The sequence below is a fragment of the Arthrobacter sp. 01T419 genome (assembly GCF_056398865.1).
In genome coordinates, this window is record NZ_JBFTQF010000009.1 from 65,189 (window position 1) to 83,960 (window position 18,772).

General features: G+C 65.0%; 17 protein-coding genes. 6 read left to right on the forward strand and 11 right to left on the reverse strand.

Annotated elements, in window-relative coordinates; translation table 11 throughout:
* Positions 1 to 59 precede the first annotated feature (59 nt).
* From tgt to AC1DLO_RS14350, 8 genes are all read right to left on the reverse strand, one after another.
* Positions 60 to 1,316: a tRNA guanosine(34) transglycosylase Tgt gene (tgt, locus tag AC1DLO_RS14315; protein WP_476891262.1), complete on the reverse strand. Its 1,257-nt coding sequence runs from the start codon at positions 1,314 to 1,316 to the stop codon at positions 60 to 62.
* 141 nt (positions 1,317 to 1,457) lie between these two features.
* Positions 1,458 to 2,183, reverse strand: a complete 726-nt coding sequence (locus tag AC1DLO_RS14320; RefSeq protein ID WP_476891248.1) for an SRPBCC family protein — start codon at positions 2,181 to 2,183, stop codon at positions 1,458 to 1,460.
* Between the two features lie 61 nt (positions 2,184 to 2,244).
* Positions 2,245 to 3,264, reverse strand: coding sequence for a DUF6707 family protein (locus tag AC1DLO_RS14325; RefSeq protein ID WP_476891249.1), 1,020 nt, complete (start codon positions 3,262 to 3,264; stop codon positions 2,245 to 2,247).
* Between the two features lie 91 nt (positions 3,265 to 3,355).
* Positions 3,356 to 3,895, reverse strand: coding sequence for an NUDIX hydrolase family protein (locus AC1DLO_RS14330; protein WP_059388553.1), 540 nt, complete (start codon positions 3,893 to 3,895; stop codon positions 3,356 to 3,358).
* Positions 3,896 to 3,938: 43 nt separating this feature from the next.
* The gene (locus AC1DLO_RS14335) at positions 3,939 to 4,622 is read right to left on the reverse strand and encodes an RraA family protein (protein WP_476891250.1); all 684 of its coding nucleotides are present in this window, start codon (positions 4,620 to 4,622) and stop codon (positions 3,939 to 3,941) included.
* Positions 4,619 to 5,044, reverse strand: a complete 426-nt coding sequence (locus tag AC1DLO_RS14340) for a RidA family protein (RefSeq protein ID WP_476891251.1) — start codon at positions 5,042 to 5,044, stop codon at positions 4,619 to 4,621. The genes AC1DLO_RS14335 and AC1DLO_RS14340 overlap by 4 nt, the downstream gene beginning before the upstream one ends.
* Positions 5,041 to 6,402 carry an MFS transporter gene (locus tag AC1DLO_RS14345; RefSeq protein WP_476891252.1) on the reverse strand — a complete coding sequence of 454 codons (1,362 nt, stop codon included), beginning with the start codon at positions 6,400 to 6,402 and terminating at the stop codon, positions 5,041 to 5,043. The genes AC1DLO_RS14340 and AC1DLO_RS14345 overlap by 4 nt, the downstream gene beginning before the upstream one ends.
* Before the next feature lie 156 nt (positions 6,403 to 6,558).
* Positions 6,559 to 7,809, reverse strand: coding sequence for an RsbRD N-terminal domain-containing protein (locus tag AC1DLO_RS14350; RefSeq protein ID WP_476891253.1), 1,251 nt, complete (start codon positions 7,807 to 7,809; stop codon positions 6,559 to 6,561).
* Positions 7,810 to 7,962: 153 nt separating this feature from the next.
* On the opposite strand from AC1DLO_RS14350, the gene AC1DLO_RS14355 reads away from it, so the two are divergent.
* Genes AC1DLO_RS14355 through AC1DLO_RS14375 form a run of 5 tightly spaced genes read left to right on the forward strand, consistent with a single transcriptional unit; the run spans position 7,963 to position 15,365 of the window.
* Positions 7,963 to 9,300, forward strand: a complete 1,338-nt coding sequence (locus AC1DLO_RS14355) for an MFS transporter (protein WP_476891254.1) — start codon at positions 7,963 to 7,965, stop codon at positions 9,298 to 9,300.
* Positions 9,297 to 10,928 (forward strand): thiamine pyrophosphate-dependent enzyme, encoded by a 1,632-nt coding sequence (locus tag AC1DLO_RS14360; RefSeq protein WP_476891255.1) that lies wholly within the window; start codon positions 9,297 to 9,299, stop codon positions 10,926 to 10,928. The genes AC1DLO_RS14355 and AC1DLO_RS14360 overlap by 4 nt, the downstream gene beginning before the upstream one ends.
* A gap of 12 nt (positions 10,929 to 10,940) precedes the next feature.
* Positions 10,941 to 12,347 carry a gamma-aminobutyraldehyde dehydrogenase gene (locus AC1DLO_RS14365; protein WP_476891256.1) on the forward strand — a complete coding sequence of 469 codons (1,407 nt, stop codon included), beginning with the start codon at positions 10,941 to 10,943 and terminating at the stop codon, positions 12,345 to 12,347.
* A gap of 7 nt (positions 12,348 to 12,354) precedes the next feature.
* A complete protein-coding gene (locus AC1DLO_RS14370; RefSeq protein WP_476891257.1) occupies positions 12,355 to 14,079 on the forward strand; it encodes an amidohydrolase in 1,725 nt (574 codons plus the stop codon).
* Positions 14,080 to 14,105: 26 nt separating this feature from the next.
* Complete coding sequence (locus AC1DLO_RS14375) at positions 14,106 to 15,365, forward strand: M20 family metallo-hydrolase (RefSeq protein ID WP_476891258.1); 1,260 nt, start codon at positions 14,106 to 14,108, stop codon at positions 15,363 to 15,365.
* A 111-nt stretch (positions 15,366 to 15,476) separates the two neighbouring features.
* On the opposite strand, the gene AC1DLO_RS14380 is transcribed toward AC1DLO_RS14375, so the two are convergent.
* A complete protein-coding gene (locus tag AC1DLO_RS14380; RefSeq protein ID WP_476914505.1) occupies positions 15,477 to 16,283 on the reverse strand; it encodes a VOC family protein in 807 nt (268 codons plus the stop codon).
* A 72-nt stretch (positions 16,284 to 16,355) separates the two neighbouring features.
* On the opposite strand from AC1DLO_RS14380, the gene AC1DLO_RS14385 reads away from it, so the two are divergent.
* Positions 16,356 to 16,961 (forward strand): YdeI/OmpD-associated family protein, encoded by a 606-nt coding sequence (locus tag AC1DLO_RS14385; protein ID WP_476890365.1) that lies wholly within the window; start codon positions 16,356 to 16,358, stop codon positions 16,959 to 16,961.
* 2 nt (positions 16,962 to 16,963) lie between these two features.
* Here the strand turns inward: AC1DLO_RS14385 and AC1DLO_RS14390 are convergent, their stop codons facing one another.
* On the reverse strand, positions 16,964 to 17,473 hold the full coding sequence (locus AC1DLO_RS14390) for a hypothetical protein (RefSeq protein WP_476890366.1): 510 nt from the start codon (positions 17,471 to 17,473) through the stop codon (positions 16,964 to 16,966).
* A 29-nt stretch (positions 17,474 to 17,502) separates the two neighbouring features.
* Positions 17,503 to 18,678 carry a glycoside hydrolase family 76 protein gene (locus AC1DLO_RS14395; RefSeq protein WP_476890367.1) on the reverse strand — a complete coding sequence of 392 codons (1,176 nt, stop codon included), beginning with the start codon at positions 18,676 to 18,678 and terminating at the stop codon, positions 17,503 to 17,505.
* Between the last annotated feature and the right edge of the window lie 94 nt (positions 18,679 to 18,772).

Below are 18,772 nucleotides of genomic sequence, written 5' to 3' on the forward strand. Positions count from 1 at the left end.
GGCGAACCGGCACCGTTCCGGCGAGCTCGGCGGCGAGCTCGGCGAATTCGACGGAAAAGCTACGAGTAGTACTGCCCCAAGGTCTCCGCCTTGAACTCGAAGAAGTCCCCGGATTCGATGGCCAAGCGGGCGTCGTCCACCATCTTCACCACGAAGCGCTCGTTGTGGATGGAAATGAGCGTGGCCGAGACCATCTCGTGGGCCTTGTACAGGTGATGGATGTACGCCCGCGAATAGTTGGCACAGGCGTAGCAATCGCAGCCGTCCTGCAAAGGTCCGAAATCCGATTTGTAGCGTGCGCCGGACAGGTTGAACCGACCGGACGGAGTGTAGAACGCCGAGTTGCGGGCCACCCGGGTGGGGGAGACGCAATCGAAGGTGTCGGCGCCGTTTTCGATGGCCGTGAAGATGTCGTCCGGCTCGGAGATGCCCAGGAGGTGCCGGGGCTTGTTTTCGGGAAGTTCCTCGTTGCACCAACGCACGATGGTGCCGAGGTTCTCCTTCTCCAACGCCCCGCCGATGCCGAAACCGTCAAAGGGCATGCCGCCAAGGTCCCGGCAGGCCTTGCGGCGGAGGTCCTCGTACTGCGCCCCCTGGATGACGCCGAAAAGGGCTTGATACGGCTTCCCTACCCGGGAGGCAGTCAGCCGCTCATGCTCCACCACGCAGCGCTCGGCCCAGCGACGCGTCCGCTCCAGGGATTCCTCCTGGTAGCCGCGGGAGTTCTGCAGTGTGGTCAGTTCGTCGAAGGCGAACATGATGTCGGCGCCGATCTGGTGCTGCACCCGCATGGAGATCTCCGGCGAGAAGCGGTGCCGGTCCCCGTTCAAGTGCGACTTGAACCAGACCCCGTCCTCGTCCACATGCGCCAGCCGCTCCTTGCCCGGGGCCACGGCGTCGTCAGGCCCGGACGTATCCACGGAGGTCATGTCGATGACCTTCTTGAACCCCGAGCCGAGGCTCATCACCTGGAATCCACCCGAGTCCGTGAAAGTGGGCCCGTCCCAGTTCATGAACGCGCCGAGCCCTCCGGCCGCGTCCAGGATCTCCGGTCCCGGCTGCAGATACAGGTGGTAAGCATTAGCCAGCAACGCCTGGGCCCCGAGCTCCTTCATGGATTCGGGCAGCACGGCTTTGACCGTGGCTTTGGTCCCGACGGCGATGAATGCGGGCGTCTGGATCTGGCCGTGCGGCGTGGTGATGGTTCCGGTGCGGCCTAGGAAGTCTCCGCGCTTGCTGCCACCGTTGCGGCTATCGCCGTTGGCGTTCAAAAGGCCCGACGACGGCGGGCACGTTTCGCTGAGCCGCGCCCCCACCTCGAAGGAGAACGCGGACTGCTGGGCAGCGGCGGGTGCTGAAGGATCGGACCCGGAGCTAGACCCGGAGCTAGACCCGGAATGAGGCAAGGAAGAATCGGCTGGCACCGTTACAGTCTGCCAGCCCTGGAGCGTGGACCGTCAGTGCGAGTGCACCTCTGTGGGGTAGTTCTCAGCCTTCCAGCTGTCCCAGTGGGAGCGGATCGAGTCCAGGTTGGCGGCGCCCAAGTCGTAGGTCGAAGCGATCACGATCGTGCCGCCGTCGGGCCTTTTCTCCGGAATCACCGGTTGGTCAGCCACAATCAGCAGCCCGTCACCGTGCTCCGCATAGCTGTGCACGGTGAGGCCCACCTGGTGGTTGCTCCGGAACCAGACCTTGCCGGAGAGGGCTTCGCCCGTGGGCAAGGTCAGCGAGTATTCCTCCCCAGGAGCTGGAACGCCGGCGAGCCCCAGTTTCTGGATGCCTGATCCGCTACCGCCGGGCAGGGAGACAAAATGCGTGCGCCGGTGTCCGTGCGGATGGCGTTCCAGAGCGAATCGGAGCTGGTGCAGGAACGTCAGCCAGCCCTGGGTGATGTCCTCGTCCCAGGCCGCCCATTCCGAATCGTGGTCTAAGGCGGCCCGCGTTACGCGGACCTCGGTGCCTCCGCTGACCGGAGTGAGTTCGAAGACGTCCCCGCCGTTCACGGTGAGGCTTGTGTGGTCGGGACCCTCGACTACGGCGGTGCTGAAGTAGATTTGGTTGATTTCGTCGCCAAGCTCATCGGCCTCCCAGCCGTGCCATTGAGCGACGAGCGACGGTTCGCGCAGCGAAGTCCAAACTTGCTGCGCGTCGGCATTTACCACAACGCTCAGATTGTTCGTCATGGCCCGAATCTACCGCCGTTGGCGCGAACGCGACAGGTCTTGCGGATTCTTCCGATAGCGCCTACCCGCGCACGGCCTCGAGTTCGTTCGCGATCCGGTGATCGAGCTCGCCTAGGCCGAGAGTGTTCGAGCCGCCGTGCGAACGGAGGAACAGCAGGGTTTCGAGCCGGAGTAGCCGCCATTCGCGTTCGGCATCGCGGTTGCCGTTGTCGATGGAGCGGAAGATTTCCTTGTCGTACAGATTCGGTTCGTTGAGCCCGCGCTGCCGGACTTTGGCGGCGATCCGGGCCTTGAACGGGTCTGTCTCGAGGGTGTCCGGAGCCTGCAGGAGTTGATCGTAAACCTCCGCGCGTTTCGTTTGGCCGAGCTCACGGCAAATGAAGCTTGAGAGGGCGAGGGCGCGCTCCACGGACATCCACCGGTCCCGGTTTCCGTCGTAGGGGAGCACATTGAGGATGTCCGCCACCGCGAGCGCGTGGTCCGGATCTCGTAGTTCGATGAAGAGATCGTGGGCGAGGTCGCTCAGATCCCGCAGGCAGCTTCCCGACTTCGTGTTGATGCCTTTCACGAGCCGTTCGCTCAGCACCGCGACGCCGTTCCTGCCGGGGTGTGCTTCAGCAGCTGCGGCCACCAGGTCCTCGGGGGAGTCCGTCGGTTCCGGGATCAGGGCGAGCTCGGCGGCACTCGGTCCGCTGACGGTCGGTGCCACCGCAGGCAAAGGAGGTACGACGACCGCGGGAACTGCCTCCGCGGGCGCGTCGCCGCCGGCGGAGCTAACGCCGTCGTCGGAGGTACCGCCGTCGGGCGCGTCGCCGGGAACCAGCTCGGCCGACGCACCGCCGTCGTCGAGAGTGCCAGCTGCCCCGCCCACCGGCACGTTGGATCCGATGGCGATCCGCACGCTTCCGCCGTTGAGGGTGGTCACCAGGACGAGGGCGGGCACGCCAAAATCGTCGTGTTCGAACTCGATGTGCGTGATTTCCTCCGCGGGACCATCCCCCGGGAGGAACAGGTAGTCCCCGATTTGGAGGACCCCAGCCTGCTTTTCACGGTACTGCTGGTCGGCTGGGCTGTGAGTCATCGGAAGTCCTTTGGTTCTCTTGGGGTCCGCCCAACAGTCTATAAAACCCCACCGAGCAAATCGGGGAGGTGGCTCCTACCCGCCGTTGCCGCTACTGTCCGACGCCGGCAAAGGCCAAAGCCTGGCGCACCAGATTGCCGCGACCGCCGCTGAATTCCTGCTGGACGTCGTCGCTAAGGATTTCCTGCGGGGTCATCCAGGTCAGCTCGAGGGCGTCCTGGCGCGGTTCGCACTCGCCCGTGACGGGGATGACGTAGACGAGGGACACGGCGTGTTGGCGATCGTCCGTGAAACCGGTTTGCGACGGCGCCGGGAAGTACTCGGCCACCGTAAACGGCACCGGACTGACCGGCAACTGGGGGAACGCCAGCGGGCCAAGGTCCTTTTCCATGTGCCGTAACAGCGCGGCACGGATGGTTTCGCGATAGAGCACACGGCCGGAAACGAAGGAACGGACCATGGTGCCGTCGGCATCGCCCTGAAGGAGGGTGCCTACCTCGTTGACGAAGCCGAGGGGATCCAGACGCACGGGAACCGCCTCCACATAAACCATGGGGAGGCGGCCGCGGGCTTCGAAGAGGTCTTCGTCGGAAAGCCAGCCGGAGTAGGGATCAGGGGTACGAACACTCATGGTTAAGTTCTACCCCATCCCATGCCGTTCCGGGCTTTAGGAATCAGAGAGCCAGGATTGCGTCGAGCGACTCGCCGGAGGCGATGCGTGTCAGGATTGCGGGCTCGGCAGCATCTGAGGCCTCGGCCTGCCCCACGACGGAATTGGCGACCTCCGGGCTGAGCACTAATACGCCGTTGCTGTCCGCGAGCACCACGTCGCCCGGATTGACCGTGATGCTGCCACACCGGACCGGCACATTCACAGCCGAACCCATGCCGTGCACGCGCTTTGTGGTGAGGGGCGACGTGCCGCGAGCGAATACGGGGAGCGCGGTCTGCCGCAGTTCCAGCAAGTCGGTCGCCACCCCATCGACGACGACGCCGGCAGCGCCTTGCGCTTTCGCCGCGGCGGCCGTGACCGCCCCCACCGGAGCGTGACGGTGGTCGCCGGACATGTCCACCACCAGCACGCTTCCCGGGGTTAGGGCGAGCAGCGCGCGGTTCATGGCGATGGCGTCGTTGTCGACGATGCGGACGGTGACGGCGTGCCCGACGATCTTGACGGCGTCGAACCCGTCCTCCGTCAGCGAGCACTCCAGCAACGATTGGATGGCCGGATCGACAAAACCGTCCTCCAGGAAATGCCCGATAGTGGGGTAGCTGACCTCGGCGAGCCGGGCCAGCAGCTCTGGCGAGGACAGAAGCTGCGCCGGCGATGCGCCGGACGCGAGCAGTCCGTGGCTCATGCGAGCACCGCCACGCATTCGATCTCCAGCGAGACGCCCCAGAGGCTCACGCAAACCGAGGTGCGCGCGGGCTTCGCCGGGCCGAAGTACTCCGTGTAGACGCGGTTGTACTCCTCGAGTTGGTCCTGGCTGGTCAAGTACGTGTTGACCTTTACCACGTGCGCCAGGCTGGAACCGGCTGCGTCCAGTACCGTCCGCAGGTTTTCGATGGTCTGCCGGACTTGTCCTTCGAAGGTCTTCGGTTGATCGTCCAGGCCCGTGATGGCCGGGATCTGGCCGGACGTGAACACGAACCCGTTGGCGATGACCGCGTGGGAGAAAGGCCCGACGGTGGCTGCCTGGCCGGGGATCTCGGCGAGCCGGGTGATGGTGGTTGGGTTCGTGGTGATCTCGGCCGGGTTCGTCGGTAGGGATTCGCTCATTTCGCGGCCGACGCTTCCGCCGAATCCACCGGGGCGACGTCGACGGCGTCGATGTTGCCGTGACGGGTTTCCGTCAGGACAAACAGCGCCGCCAAGGAGATCAAGGCCGCGGCTGTGATGTACCAGGCAATAGAGGAGCTCTGGTGCGTCAGGCCCAGGAGCCAGGTGGTGATGAACGGGGTAGCGGCGCTGCCGAGGAGGCCGGAGAGCATGTAGGCCACGGACAATCCGGAGTAGCGCACCTTGGAACCGAAGAGTTCGGCCAGGAACGTGGCGATGGGACCGTAGTTGGCCGCGAAGGCCGTCATCATTCCGAGATACGCGACGAAGAGCAGCGCTACGGACTTGGTGTCCATGAGCCAGAACATCGGGAAGGCGAAGAGTGCCTCGGCGGCTACACCAGCGTAGATGATCGGCTTGCGGCCGTATTTGTCCGAGAGCTTCCCGAAGAAGGGGATGAGCACAAAGCATAGTGCGCAAGAAGCGAGGACAACCCAGAGCATGAGGCTCTCCGAGTGTCCGAGGTCCTTCTTGCCGTAGGAAACCCCGGAGGCAACCAGCAGCGTGAAGGTGCTGCCGGTAGAGAGGGTGGCGATACCGCCGAGTACAACTTGCTTCCAGTACTTGGCCATGAGGGCGGCAAAGGGCATTTTCGCCTTGGCGCCGGCGGTCTTGACGGCCTGGAACGACGGGGTTTCCTCGATGTGGAGGCGGATGTAAATGCCGACAGCCACCAGCAGGCAGGAGGCCAGGAACGGGATGCGCCAACCCCAGCTGAGCAGTGCGTCCGAGCTGACGGTGGAAGCGACAATCAGGAACGCAACATTGGCGATCAAGGTGCCCGCGGGAACGCCCACCTGGACGAGGGAGCCGTAGAAGCCGCGGCGGGACGAAGGAGCATGCTCAACGGTCATGAGTACCGCGCCGCCCCATTCGCCGCCCAAGGCCAAGCCTTGGATGACGCGTAGCAAGAGCAGCAGCAGCGGCGCCATGATGCCGATGCTGTTGTAGTCGGGAAGCAGGCCGATGGCGAAGGTTGCGGCTCCCATGGTGAGCAGGGAGATCAGGAGCATGGATTTGCGGCCGAGCCGGTCACCGAAGTGGCCGAAGATGATGGCGCCCACCATGCGGGCAATGTAGGCGGAAGCGAAGGTGCCGAAGGCCAGCATGGTTCCGACGATCGGATCGAAGCTGGGGAAGAAGATCTTGTTGAACACCAAGGCGGACGCTGTTCCGAACACGAACAGGTCGTACCATTCCACAGTGGTGCCGATGACGCTGGCGAGGGCAATTTTGCGCATCTTGGCCAGGTCAAGCCTGGCTGCGGACGCGGAAGCGGTATCTACCGTTTGGGCCATGAGAAGCTCCAGATGAGTGTGGGGGCGAGTGCCCGGGTGAGGATGCAGATAACTATCCTGTGTTGCGTACCACACTTCAATGGCTGAATTTCCAGCAAAAAACGGCAGAAAATGTGTGTTCACACAACGGCTGCTCTTTCTGTTGCAGCCTCCGGCTTAGGCCCAGGCCACCACCAGCCGGGCCGCCTGCGCCGGCACGGCCAGATCGATGCCCGTCAACTCCTGGAAACGGTTGAGACGGTTGAGGATGGTGTTCCGGTGGCAAAACAATTCCTGGGCTGTGGTGGTGATGTTGCCCGTGTGCAGGAAATGCCGCACCGTCTCGGTCAATCGCTCGCGCTCGCCGTCGCGGCATTCCGCGAGGGCGGACTCAAGGTCGGCCCAAAGGTCCAAGCCCGCGTCCTGAAGTTGCTGCTTGGCGAGCCGGGCCCACGCCGCCGCGGCGGTTAGTGGGCCGCGGTCTGCTGGATGAAGCAGCAACGCGAGGCGTTCTGCCGTCCGTGCTGCGGAGGGCAGGGCTCGCAGGCCGGAAAATCCCTCCACATAACCGCAAGGTATTCCGGTGATGGCCGCGGGAATGTAGGCAGGTCCTTCGTCTTGCCGTGCGGTGCCGCCGGAGCCGGCGCCATGGGCCCGTGCGTTGCCACCGGGCACGGCGCCATGAGTCCGTGGCAACGCCCAGAAGATGTACGTGCTGCCGCCGAATTCGTGGACGTAGAGCCGTTGGGACGGTTGGAGCCAGCCGCCCTGAGTGGCAATAGTCCGCAGTTTGGAAGCCGCGTCCCCACTCGCCGCCACGATGGAGAACTTTGCTTCCGGGTCCGTGACCAAGGCCGCAGCTGCCTGGCTGATGGTGTCTGCCGATAGCTCGGACTTGCTGAACAGTCGTGCGATGAACTCCCGGCGAATGTTCGATTCTTCCTGGGCCATGCGGACCCGCTCGCTCGAATAGCTGGAGTGGGTCTGCGTGGCGAACTCGTCCACCACACGCCACACCTGGTCCACATGGGACGTTAGGAGCACCGCGTCCTCCGCATCGGCGATTTGCAAGAGATCTGCCCAGAGGATGCTGAAATCGAGGCGCACCGCTGAAATCAAGGCCTCGGGCGAAATGCCGGCACGGGCCCGTTTGGCACCCAGTTCCGAAGAGAAGCGCGCCAGGGAATCCTGGCTGCCATGGGAGTTCGAATGGCGGAACCTCTCGTCCCGCAGTCCGTCTATAAGGCGCCGGAAAGTTTCGCGTGCCGTGCTCCGCAACTCCGGCAGGCTCACCCTGTCGTCGGCATATTCGGGGATCTCCTGGACGCGTGCCACGAACAGTTCAACCAATTCTTCAAGCCGCCCGTGCAGCCCTTCCACCAGTTCTCCCCAGCGCGCGGCGTCGCCGGCGTTCTCTCCATTGTGCATTCACACATTATACGGTCAATATTCCGTGGCGCAGAGCTAGTTTTTTTGGGCGGATCTACTGGCACTATGGGAGTAGTCACTGCCGAGTGAGGCCAATCACAACCGGCAGTTCCCCGGTTTTTCACGGCACCGTTCGCATCTTTTGGAGTAATCATGGCCACTAGCGCAGGCAGGGCCCCCACGGATCTGACTCCGGGGACGCCCCGCACAATTGATGAGAGGGTTACCAAGAAGGTCGCCCTTGCCGCCCTCGTAGGCACTGCCTTGGAGTGGTACGACTTCTTCCTCTTCACCACCGCGGCGGCCTTGGTGTTCAACGCCCAGTTCTTCGTCTCGCAGGATCCGTTTGTGGCGGCGATGGGCTCCTTCGCCACCCTCGCCGTCGGGTTCGTCGCCCGCCCCATCGGTGGATTCATCTTCGGCGCCCTCGGCGACAAGGTAGGCCGGAAGAAGATCCTCATGGTCACCATCGTCGGAATCGGCGTCGTCACCGGCCTGATCGGCATGTTGCCCAACTACATGACCATCGGCCTGGCCGCCCCCATCCTCCTGGTGGCCCTGCGGATCGTCCAAGGCCTCGCCGTCGGCGGCGAATGGAGCGGCGCGGTGATCATCGCCGTCGAAAACGCCCCGGTGGCCAAGCGGGCCCGCTACGCGGCGCTGCCGCAGATCGGCTCTCCGATCGGGACCATCCTGTCCTCGGGAGGCTTCTTCGGCATGCTCTTCCTGGTCGGCCAGAACAACTTCGACGCCTGGGGCTGGCGCATCCCGTTCATCGCGGCCATTCCGCTCTTGGCCATTTCCATGTGGATCCGCAGCAGGCTCAGCGAGTCGCCCGAATTCGAGGCACTCATGGAATCCGGCGAGACCGAGCACGCTCCCATCCGTGGCGTGCTGAAGAACAGCTGGCGCCAAATCCTGGTGGGCATGTGCTCGGCACTGCTCGGCATCGGCGGCTTTTACCTCATCACCAGCTTCGTGGTTTTCTACGGCACCAAGGTCTTGAAGCTGCCGTCCGAACTGCTTCTCCTGGGCACCCTCCTCGCCGCCGCACTCGAAATCGGGGCCCTGGTCTGGGCCGGCAGAATGGGCGAAAAGTTCGGTGCCAGCAAGGTCATCTTGTGGGGCGGCGTGGCCTCGGCCATCATTGCGGTCCCTGTTTTCCTAGCCATCGATAGCCGCAACCCCGTCCTGGTGGTCGTCGGCATGATGATCGGCGTCGCCGTCCTGTCCATCCCGTACGCCGTCTCGGGTACGGCGCTGACGGCACTGTTCGCCACCAAAGTCCGGTACACCGGCGTCGCCATCACCTCAAACACGGCAGGCGTCATCTCCGGCTTCGTGCCGCTCATAGCCACGGCCCTGGTGGCTGCCAACGGCAACTCATATTGGCCCGGCGCCATCATCCTCCTGATTGTTTCCGTACTGACCGCACTGTCCGGCATCTTCCTGCCCGGCCTGAGCATCAAAGAAGAAGGAATGAAGCATTGAGCACCACTACAGCAGGCCACCTCATCGTCGAGCAGCTTGAACGCGCAGGCATCAAACGGGTCTACGGCGTCCCCGGCGAGAGCTACTTGGACGTCCTGGACGGACTCCACGACTCGTCGATCGAGACCATCGTGACCCGCCACGAAGGCGGTGCAGGCTTCATGGCGCTGGCCGAGGGCCGCCTCACGGAACTCCCCGGCGTCGCCATGGTGACGCGCGGCCCAGGCGCCGCCAACGCCTTCATCGCCATCCACACTGCGCACCAGGACGCGACACCCATGATCCTGTTCGTTGGCCTCATCCCCGTGGCGGACCGCGGCCGGGAATCCTTCCAGGAATTCGACATCAACGCCTGGTTCGGCAGCACCGCGAAGAAAGTTGTCACGCTCGACGACGCCGCGTCCGCCGCCCGCGTAGTGGATGATGCCATCTTCACGGCACTCAGCGGACGCCCGGGCCCTGTGGTCATCGGGCTGCCGGAAGATGTGCTGGTGCACACTATTGACGAAGGCACGGTGGAACCGCGCAGGGTTTCCCGTCCCGGGCCGACTGGCGCGGACCTGGCCGAGCTGGAAACGCGTCTCGCCGGAGCCGCCAAGCCGCTCGTTGTGGTGGGTGGCGAGGGTTGGACGCAGGAATCCGGGGACGCGCTGGCCGCCTGGGCGGCACGCCACAGCGTCCCGGTCGTGGCCGATTTCCGCGCCTACGACGCCGTGCCGCACAGCAGCGAGTCCTACGCCGGTTTCCTGGGCTACGGTCGCAGCGACGCCACCGCGGCCCTCATGGACGACGCGGATCTCCTCATTTTCCTCGGTTGTGTCCGCGGCGACGTCCTCTCCGATGGCTACACCCGCGGCCTCAAGGCCACCACGGTGGTGATCAACCCGGACCCGGATCTCCTCGGCCACTTCGGCCAAGTTGATCAGCACATGACCGCCGACGTCTCGGCCTTCTCGATTGCCATCGCGGACACGGATTCGGCTGTGCGGCCCGCCGCCGGCTGGTTCCAGGATGCCCGGGCAAATTACCTCAAGTTCTCCTCGGCCCAAGCTGACGGGGTCCGCGGAGTGGACACAAACACAGTGGATCTCGGCGTCGTGATGGAGATCCTCAAACAAGAGATGGACGACGACGCCGTCCTCACCTTCGGCGCGGGCAACCACGCCCTGTGGCCGGCCCGCTACCTGAAGCACAACAGCGCCAACTCTCTGGCCGCTCCCCGCAACGGAGCCATGGGCATGGGAATCCCGGCCGCCGTTGCTGCGTCCCTGGCCTACCCTGGCCGACAGGTCATCTCGGTGGCCGGCGACGGCTGCTTCATGATGAACGGCCAGGAAATCGCGACGGCGATGGGCCACGGCGCGCAGTTCGTCGTACTGGTGGTGGACAACGGCATCTTCGCCACCATCCGCGAGCACCAGGAAGCCCACTACCCGGGCCGCCCGTCCGGCACGCACATGACCAATCCGGACTTCGCGGCCCTGGCCCGCTCCTACGGCGGCTACGGCGAGCGCGTGGACAGGGCGGAGGACTTCGCTGCAGCGTTCCGCCGCGCGGTCGACTCCGGCCTCCCGGCCGTGCTGCACCTCCCGCAGGACCCCACTACCCGTTCACCCAAGAGCAACTGACTGGAGCCCCTCGTGATCACGCTCAAGAACATCATTAACGGCCAAGCGGTGGACGCCCCCGCGAGCCTGCCGTTCTTCGACCCCCGGACGGGAACGCAGATCGGCACGGCCCCGGATAGTGACGCGGCCGCCGTCGACCTCGCCTTCCAGTCCGCTGCCGCCGCTTTCAAGAGCTACAAACGCACGACGCCGGGCGAGCGCCAGGCGCTGCTGTTGCAGCTCGCGGACCTCATCGAAGCCAACGTGGACAGGCTCCTGGACGCCGAAGTGGCGTGCACGGGCAAGCCGCGGGCCGTGACCCGCGAACTGGAGATCCTGCGCGGCGCCGACCAATTGCGCTTCTTCGCCGGAGCTTGCCGCGTCGTGTCGGGCACCGCGTCCACAGAGTACGTGCAGGGCTTCACGTCCACCATCCGACGCGAACCGCTGGGTGTGGTCGCGCAGATTACCCCGTGGAACTACCCGTTCATGATGGCCATCTGGAAGATCGGGCCGGCGCTGGCGGCGGGAAACACCCTGGTTTTGAAGCCCGCGGACACCACCCCGTGGTCCACCGTGATCCTGGGCGAGTTGGCCCAGCAGGTGTACCCGGCCGGCGTCGTGAACATCGTCTGCGGAGGCCGTGAGGCCGGTGCCGCGATGGTGGACCACGAGATCCCGGAGATGGTGTCCATCACTGGTTCCACCCGGGCAGGCGCACAGGTCATGTCCGCCGCGGCCAAGACGTTGAAGGACGTCCACCTTGAGCTGGGCGGCAAGGCGCCCGCGATCGTTTTCGCCGACGTCGATATCCAGCAGACCGCCCGCGAACTCGCCCTGAGCGCGTTCTTCAACGCGGGCCAGGACTGCACCGCCGTGACCCGGGTGCTGGTTCACGCGGATATTCACGCCGAGTTCGCCAAGGCCCTCGGCGCTGCGGCCGCCGCGCTGACCCTCGGGGATGACGCCTCGGACCTTGGGCCGCTGAACAGTGCAGCGCAGCTTGAGCGCGTGGAAGGCTTCATGACCCGGCTTCCGGCCAACGCCACCGTCCTGTCGGGCGGCAAGCGCACCGGCGCGGGATACTACTTCGAACCGACGGTGATCGACGGCGTCTTCCAGACTGACGAGGTGGTGTGCGACGAGATCTTCGGTCCCGTGGTCACAGTGCAGCCTTTCACCACCGAGGACGAGGCCGTGGAGCTCGCTAACGGGACGAAGTACGCGCTCGCCTCGAGTGTCTGGTCCAACAACCACGGGGTCGTCACGCGGGTATCCAACGAGCTTGACTTCGGCGCCGTGTGGATCAATTGCCATCAGGTCATTCCGGCCGAGGCGCCACATGGCGGTTTCAAGCACTCCGGCACGGGCAAGGACCTCTCCGTCTTCGGGCTGGAGGACTACACCCGGATCAAGTCCGTCACCACCTCGCACCGCTAGGTAACCAATGGAACTCGATCTGCTCCTGCGCAACGCGCACATCATCACGATGGACCCGGACCGTCCACGTGCCCACTCGCTGGGCGTCTGGCAGGGACTCGTGGTGGGACTTGATGAGGACCTGGACGGCCTCGCCGCCGCAGAGATCCTCGATCTCGGAGGCGCCACCGTCACGCCCGGCTTCATCGATGCCCACTGCCACACCACGTGGTTCGGGCTGGGCCTGGCCGAACTCGATGTGTCCAAGGCGCGGGGGCTGGAGGAGTTGTACGCGCTGCTGGAGGGTGCCGGCCCGGCTTCCGGCACCGGCACCGACGCCGGCGTTGGCGTTGATGCGGAGGCCTGGCTCATGGTCACGGGCTTCAGCCAGCAGCAGCACGGCGGTCAGTTCCCGGACATCCGGGAACTCGACCGCATCACGGGGGAGCGGCCGCTGTTCATGCGGCACAAATCCGGGCACATGGCCGTGGTCAACACAGCCGCGCTGCGGCTGGCAGGTGCCGCATCGCCGTCGTACGCAGATCCCGACGGCGGCGTGATCGTCCGTGACTCAGCGGGGAGGCCCACTGGACTCGTGCAAGAAACGGCGCAGGAACTGATCCAGCAACTGATCCTGCCGTATTCGATCAGCCAGATCGAAGAAGCGCTGGAGCGGGCGACGCGGCGTTACGCCTCCGAAGGCATCACGAGCTTCACCGAGGCGGGCGTGGGCGGCGGATGGATCGGGCACAGCCCGGTGGAACTCGCGGCCTACCAGCGGGCCGCGGCCAACGGCAGGCTCCATGCCCGCGCCCAGGTGATGCCCGTGTTGGACGTTTTGCACCAGCTTGACGGCCATGGCGACGACGGTCACGGCGACGGTCCCGCCGCGGCAGGCCTGGACTTGGGCATCACGAGCGGCTTCGGCAACGAGTACCTCTCCCTTGGCCCGGCCAAGGTCTTCCTGGACGGCTCGCTCCTGGGCGAAACTGCCGCGGTCAGCCGTCAGTACTGCAGCCACGGGCAGAAGGACAACACAGGCAACGTGGGCTACTTCCAGGCTGAACCTGCCCTCCTGCGGGAACGGATCGAGGCCGCCTACGCTGCCGGATGGTCGATTGCGGCGCACGCTATCGGAGACCGGGCTGTTGACCTCGCGATCGACATTCTTGCGGATTGCGACGCCAAGTACGGCCCGCGCAGCATGCCGAACCGGATCGAACACGCCTCCATGACCAGGCCGGAACAGCTCGGGCGTTTGGCGAAGGCCGGGATCGCCGTGACTCCTCAGGCCAGCTTCTTCCACGACGGCGGCGACGGCATGTCGGCGTCGCTCGGTCCTGAACGGCTGCCCTGGGCCTACCGCGCGTCGTCGTTCCGGTCCGCAGGAGTGACGCTAGCTGGAAGCTCCGATCGTCCCGTTGCGGACGGCAATGTGCTGCGGGGCATGCAGGCCTTCGTAGACCGGAAGACCTCCTCCGGCGCGGTGTTCGGCAACCCGTCAGAGCGGCTCACTCCCTACGAGGCACTAGCCGCCTACACCACCGGAGCGGCCGCGGCCACGGGAATGTCGGCCGTGAAGGGCTCTTTGGCTCCGGGCAAACTTGCCGACTTCACCGTCCTGTCCGGCTCGCCGCTGGACTCGGGAAACTTCACGGAGGTGGACGTCCTGGCCACCGCCGTCGGCGGACGCCTCACCTACAACACTTTGACCGCACTTCAACACAGTTCACAAATTCAGCCCTCTTCTTAGATCCAACACAGTTCATAGGGGAACCAATGACTTCCACCACCAGCTTCACCGCCCAGGACACGGCCTTCGTCCAGGACTTCCTCACCATGAGCGCGTTCGGCGCCACCGCAAACGGCGGCGTGGACCGGCAGGCCGCCAGCCAGCCCGACGGCGAACAGCGGCACTGGCTCGCCACCTTGCTGGAAGCCCGGGGCTTCACTGTCCGCTTCGACCAGGTCGGCAACCAGTGGGGACTCTACGAGGCCGTGCCGGGAGCTCCCTACGTTGTGGTTGGTTCGCACATGGACTCGCAGCCGACGGCGGGACGTTATGACGGCGCCTATGGTGTCCTGGCCGCCGCGCATGCGGCCTTCCGGCTGGTTGACCAGTGGAACGCGCCCGGAGCTGAGGCACCCAAGTTCAACATCGCCGTCGTGAACTGGTTCAACGAAGAGGGTTCACGCTTCAAGCCGTCCATGATGGGTTCCTCCGTTTACACCGGCAAGCTCCCGCTGGACACGGCGCTGGCCACCACTGATGCTGCCGGGATTTCAGTGCAGGACGCCCTCGACGCCATCGCGTGCCGTGGTTCCTATGAAGGACCCGAGGCGGCGTACTGCGCCGAGATCCATATCGAACAAGGCCGCAGCATGGAACGGGAAGGCATCACGATTGGCCTGGTGTCCTCCAACTGGGCAGCCAACAAGTACGAATTCGTGGTCCACGGCGAGCAGGCACACACGGGTTCCACAGTGATCGCGGACCGCAAGGACGCTCTCCTGGGAGCTTCGATGCTGGTGGTTGCCGCGCGGGACATCGCCAACCTCTTCCCCGGAGTGCTCCACACCTCGGTGGGGCAGTTGAACGTCTACCCGAACTCGCCCGTTGTAGTGCCGTCCCGGGTCAGCTTGTTGCTGGACCTGCGCAGTGCCGACGAATCCATACTCGCCCAGGCCGATGCGCTCCTGCACGAGCGCATCGCGGAAATCGAGGTGTTGGCCAACGTTTCCGTGGAACAACACCATTCGCACTCATGGCCGGTCACTCCTTACCAGCCCGAGGGGGTGGAACTCGCCGCCAAGGTGGCCGCGGACCTGGGGCTGTCCAACAAGGAAGTCATGACCTTGGCCGGGCACGATTCCACCAACATGAAGGACATCGTTCCCACGGTGATGCTCTTTGTTCCCAGCGTGGACGGAATCTCCCACAATGAGCACGAATACACCAAGGACGAGGACATCGTAGCCGGCCTGGCGATGCTCACCGAAGTGGTCAACCGCCTCTGCAACGGAGCGCTGGAGGACTAGCCAGACGCACACTCACCTATGGTGCCAAATCGCTCGACGCTCCTTCACCTTTGATGCCTGATCGGGCGACGATGCTCCTTCACCTTTGATGCCTAATCGGGCGACGCTCGCTCACGTTTGTGGCCAACAGAGGGATCCCTCGTACAGATGAGGTGAAGGAGCGTTGGGGGAAAGGCCCGTATAGGTGAAGGAGCGTTGGGGGAAAGGCCCGTATAGGTGAAGGAGCGTTGGGGGAAAGGCCCGTATAGGTGAAGGAGCGTTGGGGGAAAGGCCCGTATCGCCGCGCGGGGTGGCGATGGTGAGCACCTGGCCAGCCAAGGCTGAACCGAGTCCTGCGGCGGCGAGCCGGGCCTCCAGAGCTGAGAGGTCGCCGTCGTACTCGAAAGCGAGGTCTCCAGCGGCAGTCTCGGCAGACGACCGGACCACAAGGATGCCGCCGTTCTTCGTGCTGAAAACCGCGAGGTCTGCGGACCGATGCCGCGGCCGCGCGCCGATATTGCCCAACTCTTGGGCAGCCAGCGGCACCTCCGGGGTGAGCCAGGTCCCGACGACGGCGAGCGCCGGATCCGCTTGAGGGCTGGTCGTGCGGCTAGCGGCTTCGTCCGCCAAGAATGTGAACCCGTCGCGAGCGGTGATGCGGACGGCCTGGCCGTGATCGGCATCGACGAGTTCGGCTCGGGTTCCGTCCGCCAGGGTGCGTCGGGCGAACTCGGCGAGGTCCCCGACCTCGACGCGGAATGCGGTAGTTCCGTCGTCGGGCGAGCCAGGGGAAACACGGTGCAAGGCCACCCGGCCCGAGCCGGCGTCGAACTCCACCCAATCGCCGTGGTCCTCGACACACACGAGTCCTAGCGTCACAAGAAGGTGCTTCCAAGCGGAGACGTCGGACGTGAATTGGATGGGGCGGACGCGCAGCATGGAACCTCCGGGACATGAATCAGGGCAACTCGTGGGCTTTCGCCACAGCCTAACGGGCACCAGAATGGGGCCATGGCTGTTGAACTCGAAGAACTGATCGTCAAAGACGCTGCCGAATGGCGTTCCTGGCTCGAAAAGAACGGCGCCGATAGCCCTGGCGTGTGGCTCGTGCTGCACAAGAAGGGCGGCAACGTCACGGAACTCGATTACGCCGCTGCCTTGGATGAGGCCCTTTGTTTCGGTTGGATCGATGGCCAAGGCAGAAGGCGCGACGACGAAAGCGTCTTTCAGCGCATGACCCGTCGCGGCCCCAAGAGCCCATGGTCCAAACGGAACGTGGGCCACATTGCTCGTCTCGATGCCGAGGGCAAGATGACCGTCGCCGGATGGGCCGCCGTCGACAGCGCCAAGGCGGACGGGCGTTGGGAATCTGCCTACGTGGGCCAAGCGGATGCGGAAGTTCCGGAGGACCTCGCTGCCGCCATCGCCGCCGTTCCCGAAGCGCAGGCGATGTTCGATGTGCTGACGTCGGTCAACCGTTATTCCCTGATCTACCGGACCAACTCCGTGAAGAAGGCGGAGACACGAGCCAGGAAGATCGCTGGCTTCGTCGAGATGCTGGCGCGGCAGGAGACCCCGTATCCGCAGAAGAAAAAGCCTGCACGGGTGGGGGAGTAGCCTTATCCGGGCTTCTCCTGAGACAGTGCGACGATCCAGCCCGGAGTGTCCTCACCGAGCCGCTGGTCGAGCGCGACCCTGGCTTTCGCGGCGGCCATCTGGACCTTACGGTCCTCTGAGCTCACCGAGGCGGGACCTTGCGAAGGGGCGAGGGCGCGGGTTTCAGATGCCTTGGCAGCTGCCAGGAGTGCGTCCTCAGTGCCCACCTTGAGGAGCGCGAGTTCCTCCCGTGACGCAAGTTCGCTTTGGCCTAGCAGGTTGATAGCTTTTTGGCCCATTTCGGCTTCGGAGCGACTGCGGGACCGGGATGCGTCCAGAGCCCATTGAGCGCGGCGCCACCATTCGGACCTATCGTCCGCCCGCGCTTTCTGCCTCAGGGACAGGAGGCCGACCAGCGCGGCGACGATCGCCGCCGCAAGGACAGCGAGCGGGCTGAGCGCACTGAGAATCTGCCACCATTCCGGCGGCGCGGCGACCACGGTGACAGGTATCGGACTCGGGGACGGGTTCACAGCTCCAGACTAGGCCTCGGCACTGACATTTACCGGATGCGGGAGGCGGCTTCCAGCACCATCCACGCCTGCAGTTGGGTGGAGAGTTCGACGGCGGTGTCCGCCGGGTACGTCTCGGCGGCCGGACGCTGTGGTTCCGTCGAGAAGATGAGCCAGCCGTCGTCGTCGTACTTTGCGGAAGTCCCATTGGCAGCGTCGGTTCGGGTAGTCCGACCCGCCCACAGCGCCTCCGCGGTACCGAGCACCAATTGGCCGGCGGTGGCCCGGGTGGCGGCAGGCAAACGTACGTCCTCGGAAGCGAGGGCCAAGTAGCGGGCGAGGATCCCGGTGAAGAGTCCGCCGTCGCCGGTTCCCTCGCTGCGAACAACGAGTTTTCCGCGAGCGTCGGTCCAGCGGACGGTCAGGTGGGCCGCCACGGAATCGACCAAGGCGGCCGCGCGCGCCAGGTTTGCGTCGCCACCCAACTCCAGCAAGGCACCGAGCACAGGGCCCTGGTTGTAGGTGTAGACCTCCTCCGCCAGGACCAACCTGCCTTCTTGGATCCGGGCGCCGTCGAGGTACAGGCCTCTGTTGGGTTCGTAGAGGGTGGCGTCGAGCCAGTCCAGCAGCCGCTGGGCCCGCTCCGGCTTGCCGGTCCGGGCGAAGTGCAGGGCGACCGGCGCCGTGGCGGGTGTGTTCTTGAAATCGCGTTTGGTGCTCCAGAAGGTGCCACCGCCCATGTGTTCTGTGGAGGCCGACTCGAACTGCGGCGACAGGGTTTCCTGCAACTGGGCATTCCGGCGGCGGCCCGGCTTGTGGGCTCTCTCTGCCAAGCTGTCCAAGCGCAGGGTGGCGAGGGCCAGCCATGCCATGTCGTCGTAGTAGCTGTTCGCGTAGCGCAGGCCGTTGCGCAAGCGGATGGTGGTGACCAGGCGTGAAGCGAGGCGGCCCGCGCTTGGCCGGTCTCCGCCGTCGAACCTTGATCCCGTGGCCAGTTCGCGCCGCCCGGTATCCACGAGGCAATCGACGTAGTGCGCCTGCCACCAGTAGTTCCACGGCTGACCCGGGAAACCGTCGGAKGGCCGGATCGACGCCGCGAGGTGGGTTCCGGGAAGGAAGAGGAAGCGCCGTCCGAAGTGCCGGGTGACCGAACGCGCAGCGCGGTCGGCTCGCACGGCCCAATGCGGCGTGCCGGACGTGCCGGACGGGGCATCGGGGGCGGACATGGGGACAGCCTAACGCGACGGCTCGGCTGCGAATCCCTCCGCAGTGCACAATCAACGTGATTCAGTTAACATTCATTAACGGATTTTGGTTCTG

Bases quoted from the DNA above. Each gene is read 5' to 3' on its own strand.
- AC1DLO_RS14320 (WP_476891248.1), bottom strand. From the start codon at position 2,183: ATGACGAACAATCTGAGCGTTGTGGTAAATGCCGACGCGCAGCAAGTT.
- AC1DLO_RS14325 (WP_476891249.1), bottom strand. From the start codon at position 3,264: ATGACTCACAGCCCAGCCGACCAGCAGTACCGTGAAAAGCAGGCTGGG.
- AC1DLO_RS14330 (WP_059388553.1), bottom strand. From the start codon at position 3,895: ATGAGTGTTCGTACCCCTGATCCCTACTCCGGCTGGCTTTCCGACGAA.
- AC1DLO_RS14335 (WP_476891250.1), bottom strand. From the start codon at position 4,622: ATGAGCCACGGACTGCTCGCGTCCGGCGCATCGCCGGCGCAGCTTCTG.
- AC1DLO_RS14340 (WP_476891251.1), bottom strand. From the start codon at position 5,044: ATGAGCGAATCCCTACCGACGAACCCGGCCGAGATCACCACGAACCCA.
- AC1DLO_RS14345 (WP_476891252.1), bottom strand. From the start codon at position 6,402: ATGGCCCAAACGGTAGATACCGCTTCCGCGTCCGCAGCCAGGCTTGAC.
- AC1DLO_RS14350 (WP_476891253.1), bottom strand. From the start codon at position 7,809: ATGCACAATGGAGAGAACGCCGGCGACGCCGCGCGCTGGGGAGAACTG.
- AC1DLO_RS14355 (WP_476891254.1), top strand. From the start codon at position 7,963: ATGGCCACTAGCGCAGGCAGGGCCCCCACGGATCTGACTCCGGGGACG.
- AC1DLO_RS14370 (WP_476891257.1), top strand. From the start codon at position 12,355: ATGGAACTCGATCTGCTCCTGCGCAACGCGCACATCATCACGATGGAC.
- AC1DLO_RS14375 (WP_476891258.1), top strand. From the start codon at position 14,106: ATGACTTCCACCACCAGCTTCACCGCCCAGGACACGGCCTTCGTCCAG.
- AC1DLO_RS14380 (WP_476914505.1), bottom strand. From the start codon at position 16,283: ATGCTGCGCGTCCGCCCCATCCAATTCACGTCCGACGTCTCCGCTTGG.
- AC1DLO_RS14385 (WP_476890365.1), top strand. From the start codon at position 16,356: ATGGCTGTTGAACTCGAAGAACTGATCGTCAAAGACGCTGCCGAATGG.